The sequence below is a fragment of the Pseudomonas sp. 05N36 genome (genome assembly GCF_056397385.1).
In genome coordinates this window covers 176,620-200,428 of the sequence record NZ_JBFTNH010000001.1, presented here as the reverse complement: position 1 = coordinate 200,428, position 23,809 = coordinate 176,620, and the positions used below count along the sequence as shown (strand labels likewise).

General features: G+C 60.7%; 22 protein-coding genes and 2 pseudogenes. 14 read left to right on the top strand and 10 right to left on the bottom strand.

Going from position 1 to position 23,809, the window contains the following annotated elements; all coding sequences use genetic code 11:
* Positions 1-62: 62 nt before the first annotated feature.
* From AC1DIH_RS00990 to AC1DIH_RS00975, 4 genes are all read left to right on the top strand, one after another.
* Positions 63-434, top strand: coding sequence for a translation initiation factor Sui1 (locus AC1DIH_RS00990; protein ID WP_054595446.1), 372 nt, complete (start codon positions 63-65; stop codon positions 432-434).
* Between the two features lie 220 nt (positions 435-654).
* The gene (speA, locus tag AC1DIH_RS00985; protein ID WP_477768630.1) at positions 655-2,568 is read left to right on the top strand and encodes an arginine decarboxylase; all 1,914 of its coding nucleotides are present in this window, start codon (positions 655-657) and stop codon (positions 2,566-2,568) included.
* Positions 2,569-2,801: 233 nt separating this feature from the next.
* Entirely contained in the window at positions 2,802-4,184 is a 1,383-nt protein-coding gene (locus tag AC1DIH_RS00980) for a contractile injection system protein, VgrG/Pvc8 family (RefSeq protein WP_477770260.1), read from the top strand.
* Positions 4,181-4,966 carry a DUF4123 domain-containing protein gene (locus AC1DIH_RS00975; RefSeq protein ID WP_477770259.1) on the top strand — a complete coding sequence of 262 codons (786 nt, stop codon included), beginning with the start codon at positions 4,181-4,183 and terminating at the stop codon, positions 4,964-4,966. Before AC1DIH_RS00980 ends, AC1DIH_RS00975 begins: the two co-directional genes overlap by 4 nt.
* 197 nt (positions 4,967-5,163) lie before the next feature.
* Here the strand turns inward: AC1DIH_RS00975 and AC1DIH_RS00970 are convergent, their stop codons facing one another.
* The gene (locus AC1DIH_RS00970) at positions 5,164-6,504 is read right to left on the bottom strand and encodes an MATE family efflux transporter (RefSeq protein ID WP_477770258.1); all 1,341 of its coding nucleotides are present in this window, start codon (positions 6,502-6,504) and stop codon (positions 5,164-5,166) included.
* Positions 6,505-6,765: 261 nt separating this feature from the next.
* Positions 6,766-7,059: a hypothetical protein gene (locus tag AC1DIH_RS00965; protein ID WP_054595451.1), complete on the bottom strand. Its 294-nt coding sequence runs from the start codon at positions 7,057-7,059 to the stop codon at positions 6,766-6,768.
* A gap of 312 nt (positions 7,060-7,371) precedes the next feature.
* Here AC1DIH_RS00965 and AC1DIH_RS00960 point away from each other — a divergent pair, with 312 nt between their 5' ends.
* From AC1DIH_RS00960 to AC1DIH_RS00940, 5 genes are all read left to right on the top strand, one after another.
* Positions 7,372-7,674 (top strand): MazG-like family protein, encoded by a 303-nt coding sequence (locus tag AC1DIH_RS00960; protein WP_477770257.1) that lies wholly within the window; start codon positions 7,372-7,374, stop codon positions 7,672-7,674.
* Positions 7,674-8,423 (top strand): methyltransferase domain-containing protein, encoded by a 750-nt coding sequence (locus AC1DIH_RS00955; RefSeq protein WP_477770256.1) that lies wholly within the window; start codon positions 7,674-7,676, stop codon positions 8,421-8,423. The genes AC1DIH_RS00960 and AC1DIH_RS00955 overlap by 1 nt, the downstream gene beginning before the upstream one ends.
* Before the next feature lie 24 nt (positions 8,424-8,447).
* A complete protein-coding gene (locus tag AC1DIH_RS00950) occupies positions 8,448-9,026 on the top strand; it encodes a DUF4136 domain-containing protein (protein ID WP_477770255.1) in 579 nt (192 codons plus the stop codon).
* A gap of 28 nt (positions 9,027-9,054) precedes the next feature.
* Positions 9,055-9,612: a DUF4136 domain-containing protein gene (locus tag AC1DIH_RS00945; RefSeq protein WP_477770254.1), complete on the top strand. Its 558-nt coding sequence runs from the start codon at positions 9,055-9,057 to the stop codon at positions 9,610-9,612.
* Between the two features lie 295 nt (positions 9,613-9,907).
* Positions 9,908-10,675, top strand: coding sequence for a response regulator transcription factor (locus tag AC1DIH_RS00940; RefSeq protein WP_477770253.1), 768 nt, complete (start codon positions 9,908-9,910; stop codon positions 10,673-10,675).
* A gap of 556 nt (positions 10,676-11,231) precedes the next feature.
* Here AC1DIH_RS00940 and AC1DIH_RS00935 read toward each other — a convergent pair.
* Genes AC1DIH_RS00935 through AC1DIH_RS00925 form a run of 3 tightly spaced genes read right to left on the bottom strand, consistent with a single transcriptional unit; the run spans position 11,232 to position 13,839 of the window.
* Complete coding sequence (locus AC1DIH_RS00935; RefSeq protein ID WP_477770252.1) at positions 11,232-12,116, bottom strand: type II secretion system F family protein; 885 nt, start codon at positions 12,114-12,116, stop codon at positions 11,232-11,234.
* 1 nt (position 12,117) lies between these two features.
* Positions 12,118-13,002: a type II secretion system F family protein gene (locus AC1DIH_RS00930; RefSeq protein WP_477770251.1), complete on the bottom strand. Its 885-nt coding sequence runs from the start codon at positions 13,000-13,002 to the stop codon at positions 12,118-12,120.
* An 18-nt stretch (positions 13,003-13,020) separates the two neighbouring features.
* Positions 13,021-13,839: a CpaF family protein gene (locus tag AC1DIH_RS00925; protein WP_477770250.1), complete on the bottom strand. Its 819-nt coding sequence runs from the start codon at positions 13,837-13,839 to the stop codon at positions 13,021-13,023.
* On the opposite strand from AC1DIH_RS00925, the gene AC1DIH_RS00920 reads away from it, so the two are divergent.
* Both AC1DIH_RS00920 and AC1DIH_RS00915 read left to right on the top strand, forming a co-directional pair.
* Positions 13,736-14,080 carry a hypothetical protein gene (locus AC1DIH_RS00920; protein WP_477770249.1) on the top strand — a complete coding sequence of 115 codons (345 nt, stop codon included), beginning with the start codon at positions 13,736-13,738 and terminating at the stop codon, positions 14,078-14,080. The genes AC1DIH_RS00925 and AC1DIH_RS00920 overlap by 104 nt on opposite strands.
* Before the next feature lie 259 nt (positions 14,081-14,339).
* Entirely contained in the window at positions 14,340-14,789 is a 450-nt protein-coding gene (locus tag AC1DIH_RS00915) for a DMT family transporter (RefSeq protein ID WP_427529418.1), read from the top strand.
* Between the two features lie 6 nt (positions 14,790-14,795).
* On the opposite strand, the gene AC1DIH_RS00910 is transcribed toward AC1DIH_RS00915, so the two are convergent.
* Both AC1DIH_RS00910 and AC1DIH_RS00905 read right to left on the bottom strand, forming a co-directional pair.
* Positions 14,796-15,650: a MaoC family dehydratase gene (locus AC1DIH_RS00910; RefSeq protein ID WP_477770248.1), complete on the bottom strand. Its 855-nt coding sequence runs from the start codon at positions 15,648-15,650 to the stop codon at positions 14,796-14,798.
* Positions 15,651-15,652: 2 nt separating this feature from the next.
* The gene (locus AC1DIH_RS00905; protein ID WP_477770247.1) at positions 15,653-17,005 is read right to left on the bottom strand and encodes a 3-oxoacyl-ACP reductase; all 1,353 of its coding nucleotides are present in this window, start codon (positions 17,003-17,005) and stop codon (positions 15,653-15,655) included.
* 291 nt (positions 17,006-17,296) lie between these two features.
* On the opposite strand from AC1DIH_RS00905, the gene AC1DIH_RS00900 reads away from it, so the two are divergent.
* Positions 17,297-18,574, top strand: coding sequence for an acetyl-CoA C-acetyltransferase (locus AC1DIH_RS00900; RefSeq protein ID WP_477770246.1), 1,278 nt, complete (start codon positions 17,297-17,299; stop codon positions 18,572-18,574).
* On the opposite strand, the gene AC1DIH_RS00895 is transcribed toward AC1DIH_RS00900, so the two are convergent.
* On the bottom strand, positions 18,561-19,589 hold the full coding sequence (locus AC1DIH_RS00895; RefSeq protein ID WP_477770245.1) for a bile acid:sodium symporter family protein: 1,029 nt from the start codon (positions 19,587-19,589) through the stop codon (positions 18,561-18,563). The genes AC1DIH_RS00900 and AC1DIH_RS00895 overlap by 14 nt on opposite strands.
* An 83-nt stretch (positions 19,590-19,672) precedes the next feature.
* Between AC1DIH_RS00895 and AC1DIH_RS00890 the strand changes: the two genes are divergently transcribed.
* On the top strand, positions 19,673-20,464 hold the full coding sequence (locus AC1DIH_RS00890; RefSeq protein ID WP_477768604.1) for an AraC family transcriptional regulator: 792 nt from the start codon (positions 19,673-19,675) through the stop codon (positions 20,462-20,464).
* Between the two features lie 93 nt (positions 20,465-20,557).
* Here AC1DIH_RS00890 and AC1DIH_RS00885 read toward each other — a convergent pair.
* Positions 20,558-21,154: pseudogene (locus tag AC1DIH_RS00885) on the bottom strand (methyl-accepting chemotaxis protein); the annotation flags it as partial.
* Between the two features lie 261 nt (positions 21,155-21,415).
* Positions 21,416-22,348 (bottom strand): annotated as a pseudogene (locus tag AC1DIH_RS00880) (HAMP domain-containing protein); the annotation flags it as partial.
* 524 nt (positions 22,349-22,872) lie between these two features.
* On the opposite strand from AC1DIH_RS00880, the gene AC1DIH_RS00875 reads away from it, so the two are divergent.
* Positions 22,873-23,766 (top strand): PA4780 family RIO1-like protein kinase, encoded by an 894-nt coding sequence (locus AC1DIH_RS00875; RefSeq protein WP_477770244.1) that lies wholly within the window; start codon positions 22,873-22,875, stop codon positions 23,764-23,766.
* The last annotated feature ends 43 nt before the right edge of the window (positions 23,767-23,809 follow it).

Sequence of the window (23,809 nt, the reverse complement as noted above, 5' to 3'; positions counted from 1 at the left end):
GCGGTCGATAGCACGTGCCAACGTTGCTGCGACCAGTCTTTGTCCTCCCAAGAGGATTGCCGGTGGCCAAAAAAGCCGCATCCTTCGCCGCCCTTGGTGGCCTGGTATTTTCCACCGACGCAGGTCGACATTGCCCGGACTGTAGCCAGCCGGTGGCAGCCTGCATCTGCAAACAAACCGTTATCCCGGCCGGCGACGGCATCGCGCGCGTGCGCCGCGAAAGCAAGGGCCGGGGCGGCAAGACGGTGACCACCATCAGTGGCGTGCCGCTGGCCGAAGACGCGCTGAAGGAGCTTGCCACGACGTTGAAGAAACGTTGCGGCACCGGTGGTGCGTTGAAGGACGGGATCATCGAGATCCAGGGCGATCATGTCGAGCTACTCTTGGCAGAGCTGATCAAACACGGTTTCAAAGCGAAGAAATCCGGCGGCTAGCAGCCTCTGTGAAAACCACCCCGACTTGATGCAGTCCTGATCCGATTCAGGTTGAACGTCGTCTCCATGGTTTTCACAGAGCCTGTTCTGACCGGTTTCTAAACTCAGCGCTGCAAGTGTGGTCTATCCCGCTTGCAGGCTAATCGTCATTTTTTCACTTTAGACTGCGCCAGCCCTCAACCCGGGTGGCGCTCTTTGACTTCATTTATAGGGGACTTCGATGTCCGTACGACGCACACGCAAAGACGATGGCAGCCAATGGACAGTTGCGGACAGCCGCAGTGTTTACGGGATTCGCCATTGGGGGGCCGGGTATTTCGCGATCAGTGACGCCGGTCGCGTAGAAGTTCGTCCGAACGGTCCGAACAGCTCGCCTATCGATCTGTTCGAGCAAGTCGCACAGCTGCGCAAAAGCGGCCTGTCCTTGCCACTGCTGGTGCGCTTCCCGGACATCCTGCAGGACCGCGTCCGTCAGCTGACCGGCGCCTTCGACGCGAACATCGAGCGTCTGGAATACCAGAGCAAGTACACCGCCCTGTACCCGATCAAGGTTAACCAGCAGGAAGCGGTGATCGAGAACATCATCGCCACCCAGAACGTGTCCATCGGCCTGGAAGCCGGTTCCAAGCCGGAACTGCTGGCCGTGCTGGCCCTGGCGCCAAAGGGCGGCACCATCGTCTGCAACGGTTACAAGGACCGTGAGTTCATCCGTCTGGCACTGATGGGCCAGAAGCTGGGCCACAACGTGTTCATCGTGATCGAGAAAGAATCCGAAGTCGGCCTGGTGATCGAAGAAGCAGCCTCGCTGAAGGTCAAGCCTCAAGTCGGCCTGCGGGTTCGCCTGTCGTCCCTGGCATCGAGCAAATGGGCTGACACGGGTGGCGAAAAGTCCAAGTTCGGGCTGTCTGCTGCCCAGTTGCTGTCGGTAGTCGAGCGCTTCCGTGCAGCCGGCCTGGATCAAGGTATTCGTTTGCTGCACTTCCACATGGGCTCGCAGATCGCCAACCTGGCGGACTACCAGCACGGCTTCAAGGAAGCGATCCGTTACTACGGCGAACTGCGCAACCTTGGCCTGCCGGTGGATCACATCGACGTGGGTGGTGGCTTGGGCGTCGACTACGACGGTACTCACTCGCGTAACGCCAGCTCGATCAACTACGACATGGACGATTACGCCGGTGTCGTGGTCGGCATGCTCAAGGAATTCTGCGACGCGCAGAGCCTGCCGCATCCGAACATCTTCTCCGAGAGTGGTCGTTCGCTGACCGCTCACCACGCCATGCTGGTGGTGCAGGTCACCGACGTCGAGAAACACAACGACGACGTGCCGATGATCGAGAACAAGGAAGAGCTGCCGGAAACCGTGCAATGGCTGGTCGACCTGCTCGGTCCGACCGATATCGAGATGGTCACCGAAACCTACTGGCGCGCGACTCACTACATGAGTGACGTGGCCAGCCAGTACGCCGATGGCAAGCTGACCCTGGCCGAGAAAGCCCTGGCCGAGCAATGTTACTTCGCCGTCTGCCGTCGCCTGCACAACTCGTTGAAAGCCCGCCAGCGCTCGCACCGTCAGGTGCTCGACGAACTCAATGACAAGCTGGCCGACAAGTACATCTGCAACTTCTCGGTATTCCAGAGCCTGCCGGACACCTGGGCCATCGGCCAGGTCCTGCCGATCCTGCCGCTGCACCGTCTTGATGAGGAGCCGATGCGCCGTGCCGTGCTGCAAGACCTGACCTGTGACTCCGACGGCAAGATCAAGCAGTACGTCGACGAGCAGAGCATCGAAACCAGCCTGCCGGTACACGGGCTCAATGATGGCGAAGACTACTTGCTGGGGATTTTCCTGGTGGGCGCTTACCAGGAAATTCTCGGTGACATGCACAACCTGTTCGGTGACACCGACTCGGTAAACATCTACCAGAATGCCGATGGCAGCGTTTACCACGCCGGTATCGAAACCCACGACACCATCGAAGACATGCTGCGTTACGTGCACTTGTCGCCGGAAGAGCTGATGACGCACTACCGCGACAAAGTGGCCAGCGCCCGAATCAGTGCTACCGAGCGCACCCAGTACCTCGATGCCTTGCGCCTGGGTCTGACTCGCTCGTCTTACCTGTCTTCTTGAGGTAGCGAACCGCTGTGACCAGGTTGTCTGAAAATACTCTGCGTAGTGCGGAATTTTCGGAGGACCTGGTACGGCATTTCTTTATTTTTGTAGCGATTTGCCGTGCCCACGCACTTTCAACGCTGTGTGGTCTTCATTTCGCGTAGGTCATTTCCTAAGTTGTACTTCGGCACTCTACTCGGCCATGTCTCTCAGCGAGAATCCCCGGCCGTCCCTCCTGTAGAGAAACGCCGATGTTCGATCCCGTCAACGAGCCGTCATTTCGTCTGGAGATAGCGGGTCAGCCCCAACCCTTTGTCGTCGTCGCCTTTACCGGCTGCGAGTCCATCAGCCAGCCCTTTGCTTTCCAGCTGGATGTGCAGCTCGATGAGCCGCGGCTGGACATTGCGAGCCTGATGTTTCGCCCGGCGTACCTGAGTTTTGGGGGCGCGGGCACCGGTATCCACGGACAGATTCATGACCTTGCCCCGCTTCATGACGACGCGGTGCCGACGCTCTGGCGTCTGTGCCTCGGGCCGAAGCTGGCCTGCCTGGCGCAACGCTGCAACCAGCGAATTTTCAGCGGACTGTCAGTCCCGCAGATTCTGGCTCAGGTACTGAAGGAGCACGGCATAGATGATAGAAACTGTCGATTCGAACTCAGGAACGACTACCCCGTGCGGGAGTTTTGCACTCAGTACCGTGAGTCGGATTTGACGTTTCTTCAGCGCCTGTGCGAGCAAGAGCGGATTCACTACCACTTTCAGCACCGCAAGCAGGGTCATTGCCTGATCTTTGGCGACTCCCGACGAAACTTGCGTCCCGGTGACAGCGCACCCTTCGATGCGCAGGGCACTGCACCGGCGGTCAGGCGTTTCAAGGTTCGTGCTCATGTTGATGTGGCCACTCAGGATCGGTCGCCGCAACCCGTCGCAGAAGCTGAAACGGACCTGCCGAACCTGCGTAGCGGCATGCTGATGCCGTTGTCGGGCCATCCGTTTGCTGACTGGAATCACCTGTGGTTGCTGACCCGGGTCGAGCATTCGGGCAGTCAGGCGCGGGTGCCGTACTACCACAATCGCATTGATGCGATTCCCTGGGAGGTACCGTTCGTAGCGTTATGTCCAGGCGCGAAGCCTCGGATGAGCAACGTGCAGCGTGGTTGGGTGGTCAAGGTTGACGAACTGCGCAGCGACGCGGCGCTACGGATCGCCGTGCAGTTCGATTGGCTTTATCAGGGTGAGGGTGCAAGGCCCAGCCATTGCTGGCTGCCGGTTTCGCCCCAACTGTCTGCAGAGTCGGTTGCCGGTTTAACGGCGGGGGTTGAGGTCTGTGTGAGCTTTATCGAGGGCGACCCGGACCAGCCATTGATCACCGGCATATTTCGGAGGGCGACGTTGAACGTCGACAGCGTATTGTCGACCGAAACCTCCCCGCCCTCAGCGGTCGAGGAGGCGCCCCCGGCACTGGAAGATTTATCGCCCGAGGATCGCCAAGACTTATTGGCGTTGGTTCAGAGCAGTCAGCCCCTGGTGTTGCTGTGTCTGATACCTGGCGGGGGGAGTTTCATGTTTTGCCGGCAAGCGATCTGCGCCTGCCGCACAGTGGCAGGGCTTGGCCAAAGTGGTGCGGCATGATCGCTGCCCAGTCGGCTCAATGGCTTTTGCTGGATGTACCGGGTTCGCCGCAGGCAAGGTGGAACCTGCAACAGCGGTTTGCCGATGTACCGCGTTACGCGTTGTTCGAGAACACCGACCTGCATGCGTTGCGCGACCAGGGGCCGCAGCTGATCGAACTGTCGGCGCAATCGCCGCTGATGCAATGTTGCCACGACGAGCCTGCGGACTGGCCGGGGTTGTTGCTGGTCAGCGCAGCATCGCCGGAGCAATTGCTCGGGCACCTTCGACGTATGCTCACGGTCACGTTCGGGCTTCATTACAAAGGCTTGCTCAGCTATTACAACCCCTTTATCGCCAGTTACTTTTTTGATGCCAGCGATGCCCACGAGTTGAGCCGCTGGCTGGGGCCCATCGATAAGCTGTACTGGTACGGTGGAACCTGGGCGGACCGGGCGATCGGCAGTCTGGGGTGGTTGCATTTGATCAATCCACGATTGGCCGTCAGCGAACTGGTCATCGACGACAGCCTCAGTTTTCTCCAGCAGAACAAGTTGCAAGCCTGCCTGCTCGAGCGCCATGCATGGCACTGGAGTCGCTCGACGGGCCACGACTTTGGCACGATCTGGTCTTTTGTGCAGGAAGGACTCGAACAGGGTTTCAGCGAACGCCCGGTGCTCGATGGCTGGATGCGATTGCGTTTGCAGTACCCGTCAGCCACACCCGAAGCACACCTGCCGGGGCGCACTCAGCAAGAGCGGCTCGACAGCCTGCGCAACCGCTGGCAGGGCCATCGTTCCTGAACTCGTAAATTATGATGAAGATCTGTACTCGTAGCAGCTGTCGAGCCCGCGAGGCAGCGTTCGAGGACGAAGTCCTCGTAAATCCTGAGTACGCGGTTTGCCTGAAAGAACACGCTGCCTGATTCAACGACTGCTTCGCAGCCGAACGCAGCCTCGCGGGCTCGGCAGCTGCTACACGAGCTGGAGCAGCACGATGTTCAGACGGTGAACCAGCCATCGTTCTTGCGCAGGGTCCAGGCGAATACTCCAAGTGTCAGGCTGCGCAGCACCATGAACAGTAGAAAGGTCAGCCACAGTCCATGGTTGCCGAACCCTTGCAGTGCCCAGGCAAATGGCAGCAATAGCAGCACCGTCAGCAGCATGCCGTTGCGCATTTCCCGGGCCCGGGTGGCGCCGATGAACAGGCCGTCGAGCAAGTAGCTCCAGACGGCGATCAGCGGCAGTGCGGCAAGGTACGGCAAGTAGACGAACGCAGTGTCGCGCACGCTCTGGATGTTGGTCTGCATCTCGATGAACAGATGTCCGGCGCAGAAAAACAGCAGCGCAAAACCCAGGCTGGCAATCAATGACCAGCCGCAGGCGACCACCAGGGACCGACGCAAGGCCTGGCGGTCACGGGCGCCGATGGCGTGGCCGCACAGGGCCTCCACCGCATGGGCCAGGCCATCCAGGGCATGGGCGGTCAACAGCAAACCATTCAGCAATAATGCATTGGCCGCCACCGTCGCATCGCCGAGCCGTGCGCCTTGCACGGTCACCATGAAAAACACCGATTGCAGCGCCAGGCTGCGAATGAAGATATCGCGGTTGACCGCCAGCAGCGGCCGCCAGCTCTGCCACAGCGCCAGTGCCGCCCAGGCGATATGCCCGGGGTAGGCGCGCAGGGCATGACGGGTCATGGCCAGGCCGAGCAGGGCGCCGGTCCATTCGGCGATCACTGAAGCACGGGCCGCCCCGACAACGCCCCATTGCAGACCCAAGACGAACCACAGGTTCAGAGCGATGTTCACCAGGTTGGTGGTCAGCAGAATCGCCAGCGGTGCGCGGGCGTTCTGGGTGCCGAGGAACCAGCCGACCAGTGCATAACTGGCCAGCGCCGCCGGTAAGCCAAACAGCCGTGTGTGGAAAAACTCGCGGGTCAGTTGATCGAGCTCGGCAGAGGGTTGCATGAAGTGCAACGCCACGCCACTGAGCGGTACGCCCAGCATCCCGAGCAGCAGCGCCAGCCCCATCGCCAATAGCAAGCCTTGCAGCAGGATCTGCCGCAACGCCGCGCCGTCACCGCGCCCGGCCGCCTGCGCCGCAAACCCGGTGGAGCCCATGCGCAGAAACCCCATGGCCCAGGCCAGAAAGGTGTACAGGCTGGCGCCCACCGCGACCGCGCCGAGCTGATGCGCGTGAGGCAGGTGGCCGACCACCGTGCTGTCGACCAGCGCCACCAGCGGCACGGAAATGTTCGAAAGAATCATCGGCGCGGCAAGCGCCCAGACGCGGCGATGGGTCGCACGATCGCGCCAGTCGGTGATCAACGTAGACATTCAGGCTCCTTTCGAGAGCGGGCATTGTAGCGGTAGATCCAGGCGTCGTTGGGCGCTTGTTGTGGGGCATCAGTCAATCTGCCACGCACGACGAGCGCCCCGCGTTTAACCGTGCCGAAGATGGTAATTCAGGCCACTAGTTGCCGCGCACGCTGAATGGTGGGAGCGAGCCTGCTCGCGATAGCGGTCTTGCAGGCAGCCTGTTTGTCGAGTCTGAAACCGTCATCGCGAGCAGGCTCGCTCCCACATGGGGTTTGGGTGTTAGTGAACCACCCAGCTCAACACCCACAACCCCAGCACCAGCCAGATAATCCCGGCGATGATCGACGCACGCATGAACGCGCGGACCGCGGAGTACAGCAGCATCAAGCCGATGATCAGCACGAGAATGCTGATGATCGAGGGCTCCATGCCCAGTGCTCGTGACAGCCCGTCGACAAAATTGCCGCTGGCGTGAGTCAAGGCGCTGAACAACCCACTGAGCGTATCGACGATGAACCGGATGACCGAACCCAACGCCTGACCGAGCCATTCGAAAAAGCTATCTACCTGCATGTGTACGTCCTGATGAAAGAGTGGGTGCCGGCGCTGAGCGCTTTGGCCATTGTCAGGGCTGGCGAGCACCCTTGAAGCATAGAGGTTTGGTGGTTTGAATTCGCGAATAGTAACTGAACGCCTGCGCCCACTGGGCAAGCTTCTGAGTTCTGTACTGGCCAGAGTCGGAATCGGGCTTTTTAGTCCCACCCACCCCTTCAAGTCTGAACATACAAGCGGGCTCGCTCGCGAACTGTCGCGAAGCGACAGCAGTGTTCGGCGCTTGCCTTCATCCGCCATCGGCCCGAAGCTATACGCCTTCAGGAGAGCCCGATGAACCTTGTTGAACTGACCGAACGCCTACACTGCATCCGTGACCGCAACGACTGGCGGCAATTTCATAGCCCGAAGAACCTGGCCATGGCCGCCAGTGTCGAAATGGCAGAACTGGTGGAAATTTTCCAATGGTTGAGCGAAGACCAGTCACGCCAGTTGTCGGCGGACAAACTCGCGCATGCCGGTCAGGAAGTCGGCGATATCGTGCTCTATCTACTGCTGCTGTGCAGCGAGCTGGGGTTGGACATGGAACAGGTAGTACGCAGCAAGCTGGCTGACAGCGAACGGCGGTTCAGCTGATGAGTGACCGTCATTTCGATCAGTTGGCGACCCGTTTCGCCGAAAAAATCTACGGCGGTGCCAAAGGCGCAATCCGTCTGGCGGTGCTTCAGGCCGACCTGGCCGAAACCCTGCCGGATCGCCCGTTGCGGGTGCTGGATATCGGTGCCGGTCTTGGGCATATGTCGTTGTGGCTGGCCCAGCGCGGCCATCAGGTGACCCTGGCCGAGCCTGCCGAACCGATGCTCGAAGGCGCCCGCCAGCGCTTCGCCGAGGCCGGGCAAGCGGCGACGTTTATCCAGGCGCCGTGGCAAGAGCTGCTCGGTCAACTCACCGAACCTTACGACCTGGTGCTGTGCCACGCGGTGCTGGAGTGGTTGGCCGAACCCCACGCGATTCTGCCGGTGCTGCATCAACTGACGACCAAAGACGGCTGGCTGTCGCTGGCGTTCTATAACCGTGATGCACTGATTTATCGCAATTTGCTCAAGGGCCATTTCCGCAAGATGCGCAAGAACGACATGGCCGGCGAGAAGCAGAGCCTGACCCCGCAGATGCCTCTGGATCCGCGCGAACTGGCGACGCAACTGGACGGTTTGTGGCAGGTCGAAACCCAGAGCGGAGTGCGGGTTTTTCATGACTATATGCCGCTGGAGTTCCAGGCCCGTGCCGAACTCATCGACCTGCTGGAAATGGAGCTGGCCCACCGTCGTCACCCGAGTTTTGCGGGGCTGGGGCGTTACCTGCACTGGATCTGCCGCCCGGTCTGAACCATGGTTTCTGTGGAGAGCATCATGAAACGCCGATTGGGAATGATCATGTTGTGTCTGGGGCTGGGTGCCTGCCAGGGCAGCAATCCGTATGTCGCCAGCTCCAATCCGCTGCCGCCGGCTCCRCCACACGCCGCCAACACCTTTGACCGTAGCGCCTACCCGGCGGCGCCGCGTGATTACAGCCGTTATCAAAGTTGGGCCTGGCTCAACGGCCGGTTGCCCAACGGCTCGGCCTTGGCCGACTCGGCGCAGATCGCCGAAGCGGTCAGTAATGCGCTGGATCAACGGGGGTTACGCCCGCTGCACGACAATCGTCCGGCGGACCTGTGGGTCAGCGCCGACCTGCACCAGGAAACCCGTCTGAAGCAGGTTCAGGAGGACTACGGTTATGGCGGCTACGGGATGTACAACACGGTGCCGATCGTTCGTACCTATCAGGTGCAAGTGCTGGTGATTCGTGTGGATCTGTTCGACGCCAGCACCGGGCAGCCGGTCTGGAGTGCCAGCGCTGAAACCGGCCTTCAGGGCAACGAAATCGAGCGTGGCGATGCGTTACGAACAGCTGTAGAAAGGGCGGTTGCGGCGTATCCTCCTAGTTAGGTTCCCTGATTAGAACCGGAGAAAAATCATGTCCCGCCGTCTCTCATTACTGGCTTGCGCCGTGCTGCTCAGCGCCTGCCAAACGACCCAGGTCAATCACGATTTTGATGCCAGCCGCGACTTCGCCGCCTACCGCAGCTGGGCCTGGAAAGAGCCTGCCGTGCAATACCGTCCCGACGATCCGCGGATCAAGAGCGACCTTACTGAACAACGCATTCGCCAGGCGGTTGCCGATCAACTCGACCAGCGTGGCCTGCGCCCGGCCGCTACCGGTGCCAAGGCTGACGTCAATGTGCGGACCTACCTGATCGTCGAGGACCGCCAGCAGCAAATCACCACCAACTATGGCGGTGGTTGGGGTGGCCCCTGGAACGGCTACTGGGGCGCGCCGATGTACAACGAAACCCGCAACGTCTCTTACAAGGTCGCCACGCTTCAGATCGACCTGTTCGATGGCAAGGATGGCAAGCTGGTCTGGCGTGGCAGTGATGAGCAACTGCTCAGCAGATCGCCCCAGCCCGCCGACCGCAGCGCCGCGATTCGCGCGACGGTAGGGCGGATATTGAGCAATTACCCGCCGAAGTAAATGCGGGAATATGACTGGCCGACCTTTCAAGGAGCTGCCCTCACCACCGGAGGTAGCGCTCGGCAGTGCGCCGGCAAAGGAGTGCTCGATGTCTCCCCGTTTGCGGTTTCGCAGCCCCGCCGGGCAACGTGGTGCTATTGGATTGCTCGCGCACTGGCCTGGATCCGCTAGTCGTGCGGCTCGACTAGCGCTATGTACATAGTAGGAAAGTAGGTCTACTTTCAGTTCAGGCCTGTACAGCTCGCCGCTGTCGGTACAGGAAGTGACAGTCTTCGGACAGGGCATGGAGGCGCACATGAACAAGCCTACCTCTGCGGTAAAAGTGCTGGTGGTCGACGATCAACCGTTGATCGTGGAAGAGCTTTGCGAGTTTCTTGAAAGCAGCGGTTACCGTTGCGTCCCTTGTGATTCCAGCGAGCAAGCCATCGCGCGCTTCAGTGAAGATGTCGACATCGGCCTGGTCCTCTGTGATTTGCAAATGCCCGGGCTCGACGGTATTCAACTGGTTCAGGAGCTGCAACGCATCGCCGGCAAGCACCGGGTATTCGAAGCCATCATGCTCACCGGGCGCGCCGACAAACAGGATGTGATCAAGGCCCTGCGCGCCGGGATCGCCGACTACTACCAGAAACCGATTGACCTGGATGAGCTGCTGGAAGGCTTGCAGCGTCAGGAAGTCGCGCTTCAGGAACGGCAAAAAAGTGTGCAGTTGGGGCACTTGAATCAGAAGCTGCAAGACCTTTCCGAATCGATCGATGACCTTTATCAGGACCTTGATAAAGTTCGTCGTGCTCCGTTTGCGCCGTCGGGTGGGGAGGGTGATCGGGAGCAGATGCCGGCGATCTTTGATCAGCTGTCGCCTCGTCAGCTCGATGTTGCGCGGTTGGTGGGCAAGGGGCAGACCAATTATCAGATTGCCTGTGAGTTGGGGATTACCGAGAACACGGTGAAGTTGTATGTGTCGCAGGTGTTGCGGTTGACGCATATGCATAATCGGACGCAGTTGGCGTTGGCTTTGTCGCCGGGTAGTTCTGGGGGGCGGTCGCGGGTTACGGCGCACTAGGCTTTGGTGTACATATCCGTTGCTGCGGTAACGGCGGCTGACGGTTTCGCCCTTACGGCGAGTCCCTTTTGGCAAACGCCCGGGGTGCCGGCCCAGCCAAAAGGAACCAAAAGGTCTCGCCGGGGTATGACTCACCCCCTGATGAACACCTCCACTCGGCCTCCCGAAGGGGCGGGTGGATCAAAAGCACAGCAAGGCGGCCTGAGTGGTAAGAGCGCGTACGGCGTTAGATTGATCGTTTCCACGCGCAGCAAAGGAATGCCGCCAGGACCCCGACGAACCGGCGGAGTATGTCGTTAAACCTTGGTCGCTTGGGACGGCGATTTTTCAACGTTGAAATACGGTGCAGGACTCCCTCCGTAGCAGCTGCCGAGCCTGCGAGGCTGCGTTCGAGGACGAAGTCCTCGCAAATCCTGCATACGCGGATTACCTGTAAAAACGCGCCGTCTGATTCAGCGACCGCTTCGCGGTCGAACGCAGCCTCGCAGGCTCGGCAGCTGCTACGGACTACTCGCCCGTCGTATTTCAACGTTGTATAGCAACCTGTGACGCGATTTTAAGACCCAAACGCCCGGCCAATAGCAGTGAACCCCGGGCAGGCCAAGACGATCAGCAAGGCGGGAAACAGAAACAGCATCATCACCACGGACATCTTGGCGGACATTTTCGAGATGTATTCCTGCTGGTGTGTCAGGCGCCGGTCGTCGAGCAATTGCTTGAGTGTGAGCAGCGATTTCATGGCGCCGCCGCCTTGATGGATCAGTTGCTGGAGGATCACGCAGGTGTCGGTGAGTTCGTCCACCGCCAGCAGTGTCGCGCTCTTGTGCAGCTCCTGGCCGAGTTCCAGGCCAGAGTCGACCCGAGTCAGGATCAGGCGTAGTTCACTGGTCAACTCCGGCAGCAGTTTGTGCGCCTCGCTGCTGAGCACTCGCAGTGACTGTTCTACGGCCATGCCCGATTCGAAGAGAATCCGCAGCAATGGAATGAACGTCGAGATCTCGATGGCAATGTTTCTTTGCCGACGTTTTACGCAATAGGCCAATAGTCTTTTGGGCAAGAGATAACCCAGCCCGGCGCCCAGTAACGGCGCAAGCCAGTGGTTTTGCGCAGTGGGGTGGAGCACCTGTTGAAAGAACACCGCGAGCCCGAGCACCAGCAGGGGCGTGCCGACCTGGCACGCGGCGAATAATGAGCGCTCGCTGGATTTGCGCCAACCCAGGCGTGCGAGCAAGGTCTGGGTTTCACTGTCGATGCTGAGCGAGCGCTGGCCAAACCGGCTGTTGCCGAGTGCCCGCAGCCAGTTGCCGAATGCATTGTCGTGCGCCACATGCCCTTGCAGGCGTTGGGTGACGTGTCGCGCGCGTCGTCGCTGTTCCAGCCAATGGCCGAGCACCAGCGCCAGGGCTCCCAGGAACAGCAAGGCGCTCACCAGTAAGGCCATCTCAGACACTCCGTAACATGCGCCGTAGCGCCAGGCACCCGACGATCTGTAAGCCAACCGCGGCGATCAGCATGTGCTGGCCGGCAGGGTCGTGCCACATGCTCAGCATGTAACCGGGGTTGGTCAGCATGAAGTAACTCGCGATGAGGAGGGGCAAGGCCCCCAGAACCCAGGAGGTCATTCGGGTTTCGCCGGTCATGGCCCGAAGCTGACGGGCGCCTTGCTCGCGTTCGCGAATCAGCTTCATCAGGTTCTCCAGCAGCTCGCTGGCATTGCCGCCGTAACGGTGATTGACCTTCAATCCCAGGGCAAACATGCGCAGTTCGTCCTGATCGTAAAACTCGGCAAAATCGTGCACGGCGTCGGGCAGGTTGATCCCCAATTGCACGTTGCGCTGAATTCGTCCCATCGCTCTTTTAAGCGGGTCGGCGCTGGCGTCGATACCGCCCATCACCGCGTCGGCCAGAGTGCGCCCGGACTTGAGGCTGCGTATGGTGTGATCGAGCAACGGCGGCAACTGCTCGATCATTCGCCTCAGGCGACGTCGATAACGCCAGGAAATGTACAGGCGCAGAATCAAGGGTTGCAGCACTAACAGTGTCAGCAGTCCCAGCCAGCCTCCCAGCATAAAACCAAGCAGGCCGATAAACCCCCAAAGTCCCAGCCATAGCGGCAGACGCTCGGTCGGACGGCCCAGGCCGGCACGTAAAAACGCGCGTTCCAGGCCGGTCCACGCCGGGTTTTCGACGATCAGATGCGGTTGCCCCTGAGAGAGGCGATTCAGCACGCGTTCGTTGCTGGTCTTGCGCAGGCCTTGATAGAACAGCCAGATCGACAGTCCCAGCAACACGAGGAACATCAGGCTGAGCAGTATCGGACCGATCATCGCGCAAGCCTCGCCAAGTCAGTTGAGGGGCAGAGTCAGCTCATGGCGCAGCTTGTCGCCAGCGGGGTTGAACGCATCGCGCAGAAAGCCGAAACCGGTCCGTCGGTCGAAACGAAACAGGGTGTTGGTGACGTAGATGTCCTCGCGGATACTCACCACTTCCACCACCTCGCTGACACAGCGCCGGCCATCGGGCAGGCGCGTCAGTTGAATCACCACGTCGAGTGCCGCGCAAATCATCTGCCGTAGCGTGCGTTCGGCGATTTGACGCCCGGTCAGGCCTACCAATGTCTCCAGGCGCAACAGTGCGTCCTGAGCATTGTTGGCGTGGACAGTGCTCATCGAACCGTCGTGACCGGTGTTCATGGCGGTCAGTACGTCGAGCACTTCAACGCCACGGATTTCGCCAAGGATGATTCGGTCCGGGCGCATCCGCAGGGCGTTGCGGATCAGGTCGCTGGCTTTCACTTCGCCGTGGCCCTCGGCGTTCGGCGGGCGGGTTTCCAGGCGCACGACATGAGGGTGCCCCAGTTGCAGTTCGGCAACGTCTTCAATGGTCACCAGGCGTTCGTGAGGGTTGATCAGTTGACTGAGGATGTTCAGCAGCGTGGTTTTACCGGTGCCGGTCCCGCCGCTGATCAAGATGTTGCAGCGTTTGCCGACGGCTCTCTCGATGAAGTCGAAAATGGCCTGGTCAATGGTTTGCATCGCCACCAGGTCACTGCTTTTAAGCATGTCCTTGCGAAATTTACGAATCGACAGGCACGGCCCGTCCAGCGCGATGGGCGGGATGATCGCATTGACCCGGCTACCGTCCGGCATGCGCGCATCGACCATCGGCGACGACTCGTCCAGACGCCGTCCGAGGGGGGCGAGGATCCGGCGCCTGCGCGAACACACTTCCCGCCAACACTTACCCGTTATCGTCACCTCGGGTCATGCCGATATGGACGATGTCAGCGATCTGTTGCGTTTGCAGGTTCTGGACCTGTTTCGCAAACCTGTCTATCACGTGCGTCTGCTGGAAACCCTGGACACTCTTTTTCCTCAGCCGAGGATTCACAGGGTCAGTCCTTGAGCGTTCGTGCCTTGCTCTGATGCAAAAATTGACGTCATGCATTGGCATTTTTTGATGATCTCTAAATGACGGCTCCTGTAGATTGCCCGCGCCTGAACCTGCCCCCGCTGGTTGGCCGGTAGGATGCCTGAAATAAGCTGGGCGCCATCGATTTTGCACCCCTGCCTGAAACCTGAAAAATCGCAGCCTTCGGCAGCTCCTGCGGCTGACGGTGAGAGCGGCGTATACTGCGCGCCTCATTCACTCAATGGAGAACAGCATGCCGGCCCCCGTCTGGTGGTTGCTTTGCCTGCCTTTTATCGCGGGTGCGTTTTTGCCCTTGCAGGCCGGTATCAATGGCCAACTGGCCAAACAAGTGTCGAGCGTACTGGCCGCCGCGCTGATTTCGTTTTTTGTCGGCACCGTGGCGTTGTTGCTGCTGGTCGTGATCCAGCGCGAAACCCCTGCATTGGAGACACTCAAGAGCCTGACCTGGTGGCACTGGAGCGGTGGTCTGCTCGGCGCATTTTTTATTACCACGGCGGCTTTCGCCGGGCCGCGCATTGGCGCCATGCTGTTCATGGCGCTGGTGCTGGCGGGGCAACTGGGGATGGCGATGACCCTGGATCATTTCGGCTGGGCCGGGTTTCGCGAAGCGCCCGTCAGCGCCGGCAAAATTGCCGGGCTGGTGTTGATCATGGCGGGTGTGTTTTTTATCCGGCGCGGCTGAGCTGCCTCAGGCAAGCGGTCGCCAGGTGCCGAGCATGTGTTCCAGATCCCCGGCGCCGATCACCTTGAAGTCACCGCTTGAGCCGGCAGCGCTGGTCAGCAAGGAGACCTCGCTGGGCAAACGCACCGGTTTCTTGAACTGCACGGCAATCTCGATGTTCGACGTCGGCAGATGCCCGCTCAGGGCCGCGAGGGTACGCGCCTTGATCCACAAACCGTGGGCGATGGCCCGGGGGAAACCGAAGAGTCTGGCGCTGAAAACGCTCAGGTGAATCGGGTTGTAGTCACCGGAAACCCTGGCGTAGCGCCGGCCAATTTCACTGGGCGCCCACCAGCGGGTGACCTCGTTCATGGTCAGAACCGAATCCGACGACGGCTCAATCGCTTCGCCGGGAAGCTTCACGCCTTTGCTGAGCATCTGGCTTTCGGCTTCCCAGAGCGGCCCGAGCGCGTCGTCAATCGTGGTGATCAACTCAAACACCGCACCCTTGGCGTGGGGTTGCAGGTTCTGCACCCGCACGCTCACCCGCACTCGAGCGACTGCGCCCAAGGGACGCAGAATGCGGATGCGATTGGCCAGGTGAACCAGCCCCAGCAGTGGAAACGGAAACGTCCTGGCCGTGAGCAATTGCATCTGCAAGGCGAACGCCAGCACATGAGGATAGGTCGCTGGCAGCACGCCGTTATCGGTAAACCCGCACACCTTGCGATAGGCGGCCAAGCGCTTGGGGTCAACGTTGACCCAACAACGAAAGCCATCCTCGGGCAGGGTGGTGCCGGTGATCTTGCGTCGCGTCGCCGCCCGCCAATACAACTCGGGCAAGTACGGTGTCGTACTCTGTGAATGCCAATCTGTTGCCATGTTCAGGCCCCCAATACACTTTGCCCACACACCCGCAGCGCTTGCCCGCTGACCGCGCCGCTACCGGGTTGGGCGAGCCAGGCCACGGCTTCGGCGACGTCTTGCGGCAGTCCGCCTTGGCCCAGTGAACTCATGCGTCGCCCCGCCTCACGCAAGGTAAACGGAACCTGCGCAGTCATTCGGGTTTCGATAAAGCCTGGGGCAACAGCGTTGATGCTGATTCCGCGCGCTGCCAGCAGTGGCGCCCAGGCCTGCGCCAGGCCGATCAACCCGGCCTTGCTCGCGGCGTAATTGGTTTGCCCGCGATTGCCGGCGATGCCGCTGATCGATGCCAGCAGAATCACCCGACCGTTATCGTGCAGGGCGCCGCTGTCGAGCAGCGCTTTGGTCAACACTTGCGGTGCATTCAGGTTGACGGCGAGCACCGCATCCCAGAATTCCGGCGTCATGTTGGCCAGGGTTTTATCGCGGGTGATGCCCGCGTTATGGACCACAATGTCGATGCCGTTCGGCAATTGCTCGATCAATTGCGTGGCAGCGTCTTCGGCGCAGATATCGAGGGTGATGCTGTGGCCGCCGAGGCGGGCGGCGAGGGCATCGAGATCGGTCTTGGCCGGTGGCACATCCAGCAGCACCACCTGCGCACCATCGCGGGCCAGGGTCTCGGCGATCGACGCACCGATTCCGCGAGCCGCGCCAGTGACCAGCGCCGTGCGCCCCGCCAACGGACGAGTCCAGTCCTGGACCTGAGTGACGCACGCGTTCAGCCGCACCACCTGTCCCGAGACAAAAGCACTCTTTGGCGAGAGGAAAAACCGCAGCGCGCCTTCGAGTTGGCCTTCAGCCCCGGCCCCGACATACAGCAACTGCAAGGTGCCGCCACTGCGCAGTTCCTTGGCCAGCGAGCGACTGAAGCCTTCGAGTGCACGTTGGGCACTGGCGGCGAACGGGTCGCTCAAGGTCTCCGGCGCGCGCCCGAAAATCACCAGATGGGCACTGTGCTCGAGATTTTTCATCAGCGGCTGAAAGAATTCACGCAGCTGCTTGAGTTGCCCGGTCTGCATCAGGTCACTGGCATCGAACACCACGGCCTTGAGCTTGGGCCCGTGGCCTGGAATCCACGCCTGGGCCAGCAAGGGTTCGGGGCCGTAGCTGTAAATCTGCTCGGTGAGTTTGTTGGCGAACGCGCTGACGTTCTGAGACAACGGGCCGCCACCGATCAGCAGCGCGCCATCGACGGGCCTTAGGCGACCGGCCTCCCAGCGTTCCAGGCGAACCGGCGACGGCAGGCCAAGGGCCCCGACCAGGCGGTGACCGAGGGCCGAATTGGCGAAGTCGATATAGCGGTCAGACATGGAAGGCTCTCCGGTAGTAGGGGCAAGGTGTGGACCACGAGTCGCGATCAGTCGTTCGATCCGCGAGATAAGGCCTACGCTTGATCACAGCAGATTAGTTTGGATCCGGGGTTTTTGTTGGTTGGCATGGAATACAGAACTTGAAGCGCAATGCAGTACCTGTGGGAGCGAGCTTGCTCGCGATTGCGGTGTGTCAGCCAGCAAAAACTTTGAATGTGCCGGCCTCATCGCGAGCAAGCTCGCTCCCACAGGGTCCTGTTTTTACATTCAGATATTGATAGGGAGCTTTTCATGACTCAGCTGCGCCGCGTCGCGATCATCGGCGGTAATCGCATTCCTTTCGCCCGTTCCAACGGGTCGTATGCAACCGCCAGCAACCAGGCAATGCTGACGGCGGCGCTCGAAGGCCTGATCGAACGCTACAACCTGCATGGCCTGCGCATGGGCGAAGTGGTGGCGGGGGCGGTGCTCAAGCTTTCCCGGGACCTCAACTTGACCCGCGAATGCGTGCTCGGCTCGCGGTTGTCCCCGACCACCCCGGCCTACGACATTCAGCAAGCCTGCGGCACCGGCCTGGAAGCGGCGTTGCTGGTGGCGAACAAGATTGCCCTGGGGCAGATCGACTGCGGCATTGCCGGTGGTGTCGACACCACGTCCGATGCGCCGATCAGTGTCAGCGACGGCTTGCGCAAGATTCTGCTGCAAGCCAACCGCGCCAAGAGCACCGGCGACAAGCTCAAAACGTTCCTGCAATTGCGTCCCCGGCATTTGATCCCCGAGTTTCCGCGTAACGGCGAGCCGCGCACAGGGCTATCGATGGGGCAGCATTGCGAGTTGATGGCGCAGACCTGGAACATTCCCCGTGCCGAGCAGGATCAGCTGGCGCTGGAAAGCCACCAGAAAATGGCCGCGGCCTACGCCGAAGGCTGGCAGAACGATCTGATGACCCCGTTCCTCGGCCTGACCCGCGACAACAACCTGCGCCCGGACGTGACGCTGGAAAAACTCGCCTCGTTGAAACCTGCTTTCGAAAAGAGCGACAAAGGCACGCTCACTGCCGGCAACTCGACACCGCTGACCGATGGCGCGTCGCTGGTGCTGCTCGGCAGTGAGGAATGGGCGAAAGAGCGCGGCTTGCCGATCCTCGCTTACTGGCGCGATGGCGAAGCGGCAGCGGTGGATTTCGTCAACGGCGCCGAGGGATTGCTGATGGCACCGGTCTACGCCGTGCCGCGTTTGCTGGCACGCAATGGCCTGACCTTGCAGGACTTCGACTATTACGAAATCCACGAAGCCTTCGCCGCGCAAGTGCTCTGCACCTTGAAGGCCTGGGAAGACCCGGACTACTGCAAAAACCGACTCGGCCTTGACGCACCGTTGGGCTCGATCGACCGCAGTCGGCTCAACGTCAAGGGCAGTTCACTGGCGGCCGGGCATCCGTTTGCCGCGACCGGTGGGCGAATCGTCGCCAACCTTGCCAAGCTGCTGGACGCCGCCGGGAAAGGGCGCGGATTGATCTCGATCTGCGCCGCCGGCGGTCAGGGTGTGACGGCGATTATTGAGCGCTGAGGGCAGCCGCATTTTGTCGCTCGGCCAATACCCGATTGCGATTGGCATAACTCTCGGCCATCACCGAACAGACGACCAGTTGCAGCGGGTGATAGATCATGATCGGCAACAGGATCAGGCCCAGCCCCGGGTTGGCGCCGAAGATCAGCGCGGCCATCGGTGCCCCGGCGGCCAGGGACTTTTTGCTGGCGCAGAACACTGCGGCGATCTCATCGGCGGGGCTGAACTTCAGGGCACGGGCGGTGCGGGTGGTCATCCACAGAATGATCGCCAGCAACACGGCACTGCCGACCAACGCACTGAGAATCACCGTGTCGCCCTGTTGCTGCCACATCCCGGAAACCATTGAGTTGCAGAACGCCGCGTAGACCAGCAGCAGGATCACCAGTTTGTCGACGATGTTGGTGTAGCGCTTGTGGCGACTGAAAAACTTGCCGAACAGCGGCCGCAGCAACTGACCCAGTACCAGCGGCAGCAACAACATGGCGCAGAGATCGAGCAAGGTTGAACCCAGGTCGATACCGCCAGCACCGCTGCCCACCACCAGGCTCACCAGCAACGGCGTGAGGAAAATCCCCAGCACGCTGGACAGGCTGGCGTTGAGAATCGCCGCCGGAACGTTGCCGCCGGCGCTGCCGGTCAAGGCTACGGAAGAGGAAATGGTCGAGGGCAGGGCGCACAGGTAGAGGAACCCGAGCATCAGCAGCGACGGAATGTGTGAGCCCAGCAGCTTGTCGCTGACCAGCCAGATCAGCGGGAACACCAGAAAGGTGAAGCTCTGGACCATCAGGTGCAGGCGCCAGTTTTTCAAACCGTGGCGGATCTGCTCGCTCGACAGGTTGACCCCGTGCAGGAAGAACACCAGGAACACGCCGATGTTGATCACCCACTCGGCGTGCATCGTGCCGCCAGTGGCGCCGAAGCGCGGGAAGATGTACGACAGCAGCGTGGCGATCAGCATCCCGCACAGGAACCAGTCGGTGACCACGCGTTTGAGGTGTTTGAAGGCATGCATAACGGGCACCGAAGGCATTGTAAGAAGAGATGACCTAGCCTAAGGTCAAGACTTCCGCCCGTCTTGCGACATAAGGCCAACCAATGCCGGCTAACGGACAAGTTTCCCTCGAACGGACCATTCCGACCCTGACGGCGTTGCCGCGCCCGCTGTTTGCCCGTGCGGAAAGCCTCAGCGCCGGCTCGTGGACGCCACCTCATCGCCACGATTGGGTGCAGTTTTCCTACGCCATCAGTGGCGTGCTCGGCGTACACACCGCCGAGGGCAGTTTCTTTGCGCCGCCGCAGTGGGGGATCTGGATTCCGGCTGATCTGGAGCACCAGGTGGTGACCTCGATGCGCGCGGAAATGCGCAGCCTCTATGTGCGGCGCGAGGCATGTGCCTGGGCGGACGAGCGGTGCCGGGTGCTGGAAGTCACGCCGCTGGCGCGTGAGCTGATCAAGAGTTTTTGCCTGCTGCCGGTGGACTATCCAGAAGGCGACAGCCGTGAAGCACGCCTGGTCGAGGTGCTGCTGGATCAGTTGGCGAGCCTGCCGGAAGTCGGGTTCTCTCTGCCGTTGCCGCGTCACCCGCGTTTGCTTGGGCTGTGCAACGAGCTGATCGAAAGCCCCGGGCAGAACGTGACGTTGCAGGTATGGGCCGAACGATTGGGGACGTCGGAGAAAACCTTGATGCGCCTGTTCCAGCGTGAAACCGGATTGAGTTTCCGCAGCTGGCGCCAGCGCATGCGGCTGTTGTCGTCATTGAGCCTGCTGGAAGACGGCAACAGCGTGACCACGGCGGCGCTGTCCAGCGGTTATGACTCGACCTCGGCGTTTATTGCGGCGTTCAAAGGCCTGTTCGGGTTTACCCCGGGAGAGTTGTTCAAGCAGTGACGGCCTCATCGCGAGCAGGCTCGCTCCCACAAGGACACTGCAAAAACCTGTGGGAGCGAGCCTGCTCGCGATTGACCGCGAAGCGGTCACCGGTCAGGTACGGAACCGCCGCACCAACCCGTCCAGTTCATTCGACAGCCCCGCCAGACTCTGGGAGTCGAGCCGTGCCGAGTTGGCCAGTTCGGCCACCAACTGCGCATCGCCGTGGATCTGGCTGATGTGCCGATTGATGTCTTCGGCGACCTGATGCTGTTCTTCCGCGGCCGTGGCGATCTGGGTGTTCATGTCGCGGATCACGTCCACCGATTCGCGGATTTGCCCAAAACTGTTGCGCGCTTCGCCGATCCGGCTGACCGACTGTTGCGACACCTCGAGGCTGGCGTGCATCTGCTGAGTGACCTGGCTGGTGCGCTTGGCCAGGTTACCGAGCAGTCCGTCGATTTCCGCAGTGGAATCGGCCGTGCGTTTGGCCAGTGCGCGAACCTCATCGGCCACCACCGCAAAACCGCGACCTTGCTCGCCGGCACGGGCCGCTTCGATCGCGGCGTTCAGGGCCAGCAGGTTGGTTTGTTCGGCGATGGAGCGAATGGTGCCGAGGATCGACTGAATGTCATTGCTGTCGCGTTCCAGCTGCTGCATCGACTGCGCCGACTGTTCGATTTCCTGGCTCAACTTGTCGACGCTGTGCACGGCCGCATCGATCTGTTGCTGACCTTCGCGGGCCTGACGCTGACCGCTGTCGGCCGACTCGGCGGCCTGGCTGCAGGAGCGCGCGACTTCGTTGGCGGTGGCGACCATCTCATGGAAGGCCGTGGACACCATGTCCACCGCTTCACGTTGGCGCCCGGCGGCGTCGGCCATGTCGCTGGAGACCTGGGTCGCGCTTTGCGAGTTGGCAAGAATTTTGGTCGCAGCGCCGCCGATGTGCTGGATCAGGCTGCGAATCGCGGCAAGGAACTGGTTGAACCAGTTGGCCAGTTGCGCGGTTTCGTCGCTGCCACGGATCTGCAGGTTCTGGGTCAGGTCGCCTTCACCTTGGGCAATGCCTTCCAGGCCGCTGGCGACGCTGCGGATCGGCCGCACGATGAGGCTGGCGAAACTGGCACCGACCACGGCGAAGATTATGGCCAGTACGGCGGCGATGATCGCGATCAGCCAGGTCAGCGCAGTGGCGGAGCTCATCACGTCGGTTTGCTTGATCAGGCCGATGAAGGTCCAGCCTAGTTGCTCCGATGGCCAGACGTTGGCCATGTAGCGCTCGCCGTTCAGCTCGACTTCGACCAGGCCTTTGCCGGCCTTGGCCAGCTGTGCGTAACCGTCGCCCAGGCTGCTCAGCGCTTTGAAGTTGTGCTCTGGCTGTTTCGGGTCGACCAGCACGGTGCCGTTGTTTTCCATCAGCATCAGGTAGCCGGTTTCACCGAGCTTGATCTGTTTGACGATTTCGGTGAGCTGCTTGAGCGTCACGTCGATGCTAACCACGCCGCCATTGGTGCCGAGCTTGTTATCAATGGTGCGCACGGTACTGACGTAAGTCGCATCATCCTGGGCCCAGTAATAGGCCTCGGTGCGAAACGGTTTGCCCGGTTTGGCTTGCGCTGCCTTGTACCAGGGACGCTGGCGCGGGTCGTAGTTGGCCAGTTTCGGGTCATCGGGCCAGGACACGTAACCCCCGGCACTGGTGCCAATGATGGCGTACGCGTATGACGGATGACTGGCGCCCAGGTCTTGCAGCAAGGCAAACACCTGCTTGTCCATCTCGCCTTGCGGAATCTGCGTCGCATTGGCGCTCATGTAGGTCTTGAGGCTGGCGTCGCTGTTTTTGATCAGCGGCTGGGAGGCCAGGTAGTTGACGTTCTGGCTGATGCCGTCGAAGAACAGTTGCATGGCATTGCTGACCTGGCGGATCTCTCGACCGCTGCCGTCGACAAAGTTTTCTTTGGCATCGCTGCGCAGGTTCATGACCACCAGGGTGGCGACCAGCACAACCGGCAAGCAGGCGATGATTGCAAACGCCCACGTCAGTTTTTGTTTGATGTTCATCCGCGCTCCAGTTTTTTTCTTATTAAGCCCACGTAGTGCTGACGCCCCGCGGATTGTCGGACAAACTCCTTTCTCTTTGATGACTTCGGCCGCCAGAGGCGGAAATTGAGGACTATCGGTAAAAATCCTACAAGGAGTGACTTGTCTGATCTCAGACTCTGTCGCAAATGCCCGCTGATCCAGTCGCCAACGTGCGGCTGGCTCTCGGCTATGATCTTCGTCGCTCAACAGGGTTTACCTGATTAATCTGGCACATTGGGTGCATCTGCAACGTTCATAGGTCGGCAACCCCTCCCCGACGGGGAAGGATTGCCGTATAACGAATGACATTCGCGTGTTTGGTAATAAAGGACCCACAATAAAAGCTGATGAAGACTCCAAAACGCATTGAACCGCTGATCGAGGACGGTCTGGTTGACGAGGTGCTGCGCCCACTCATGAGTGGTAAAGAAGCAGCTGTTTATGTGGTGCGCTGCGGCAACGAGTTACGTTGCGCCAAGGTTTACAAGGAGGCGAATAAACGAAGTTTTCGTCAGGCGGCCGAGTATCAGGAAGGTCGCAAGGTCCGTAACAGCCRTCAGGCTCGCGCCATGGCCAAGGGCTCCAAGTTCGGTCGTAAAGAAACCGAAGACGCCTGGCAGAACGCCGAGGTTGCGGCATTGTTCCGTTTGGCCAGTGCCGGGGTGCGAGTGCCCAAGCCGTTCGACTTCCTGGAAGGCGTGCTGCTGATGGAACTGGTGGCGGACGAGTACGGCGATGCCGCACCGCGTCTCAATGACGTGGTGCTGGAAGCGGATCAGGCGCGTGAATACCACGCCTTCCTGATTTCGCAGATCGTGCTGATGCTGTGTACCGGTCTGGTGCACGGTGACCTGTCCGAGTTCAACGTACTGCTGACCCCGGACGGCCCGGTGATCATCGACCTGCCCCAGGCCGTCGACGCTGCCGGCAACAACCACGCGTTCAGCATGCTGGAGCGTGACGTGGGCAACATGGCCTCGTACTTCGGGCGCTTTGCGCCGGAGTTGAAGCGGACCAAGTACGCCAAGGAAATGTGGGCCCTGTATGAAGCCGGCACCCTGCACCCGGCCAGCGTACTGACCGGTGAGTTCGACGAGCCGGAAGAGTTGGCGGACGTGGGCGGCATCATGCGTGAGATCGAGGCCGCGCGCCTTGACGAGGAGCGTCGGCAAGCGGTTCGCGCCGCAGACGACGCACCGCCAGGGAAAACCGAAGAACCGCCTCCGCCGTGGATGCAGTGATCGGTTGACAAAAAACCCGGCTTCGGCCGGGTTTTTTGTATTG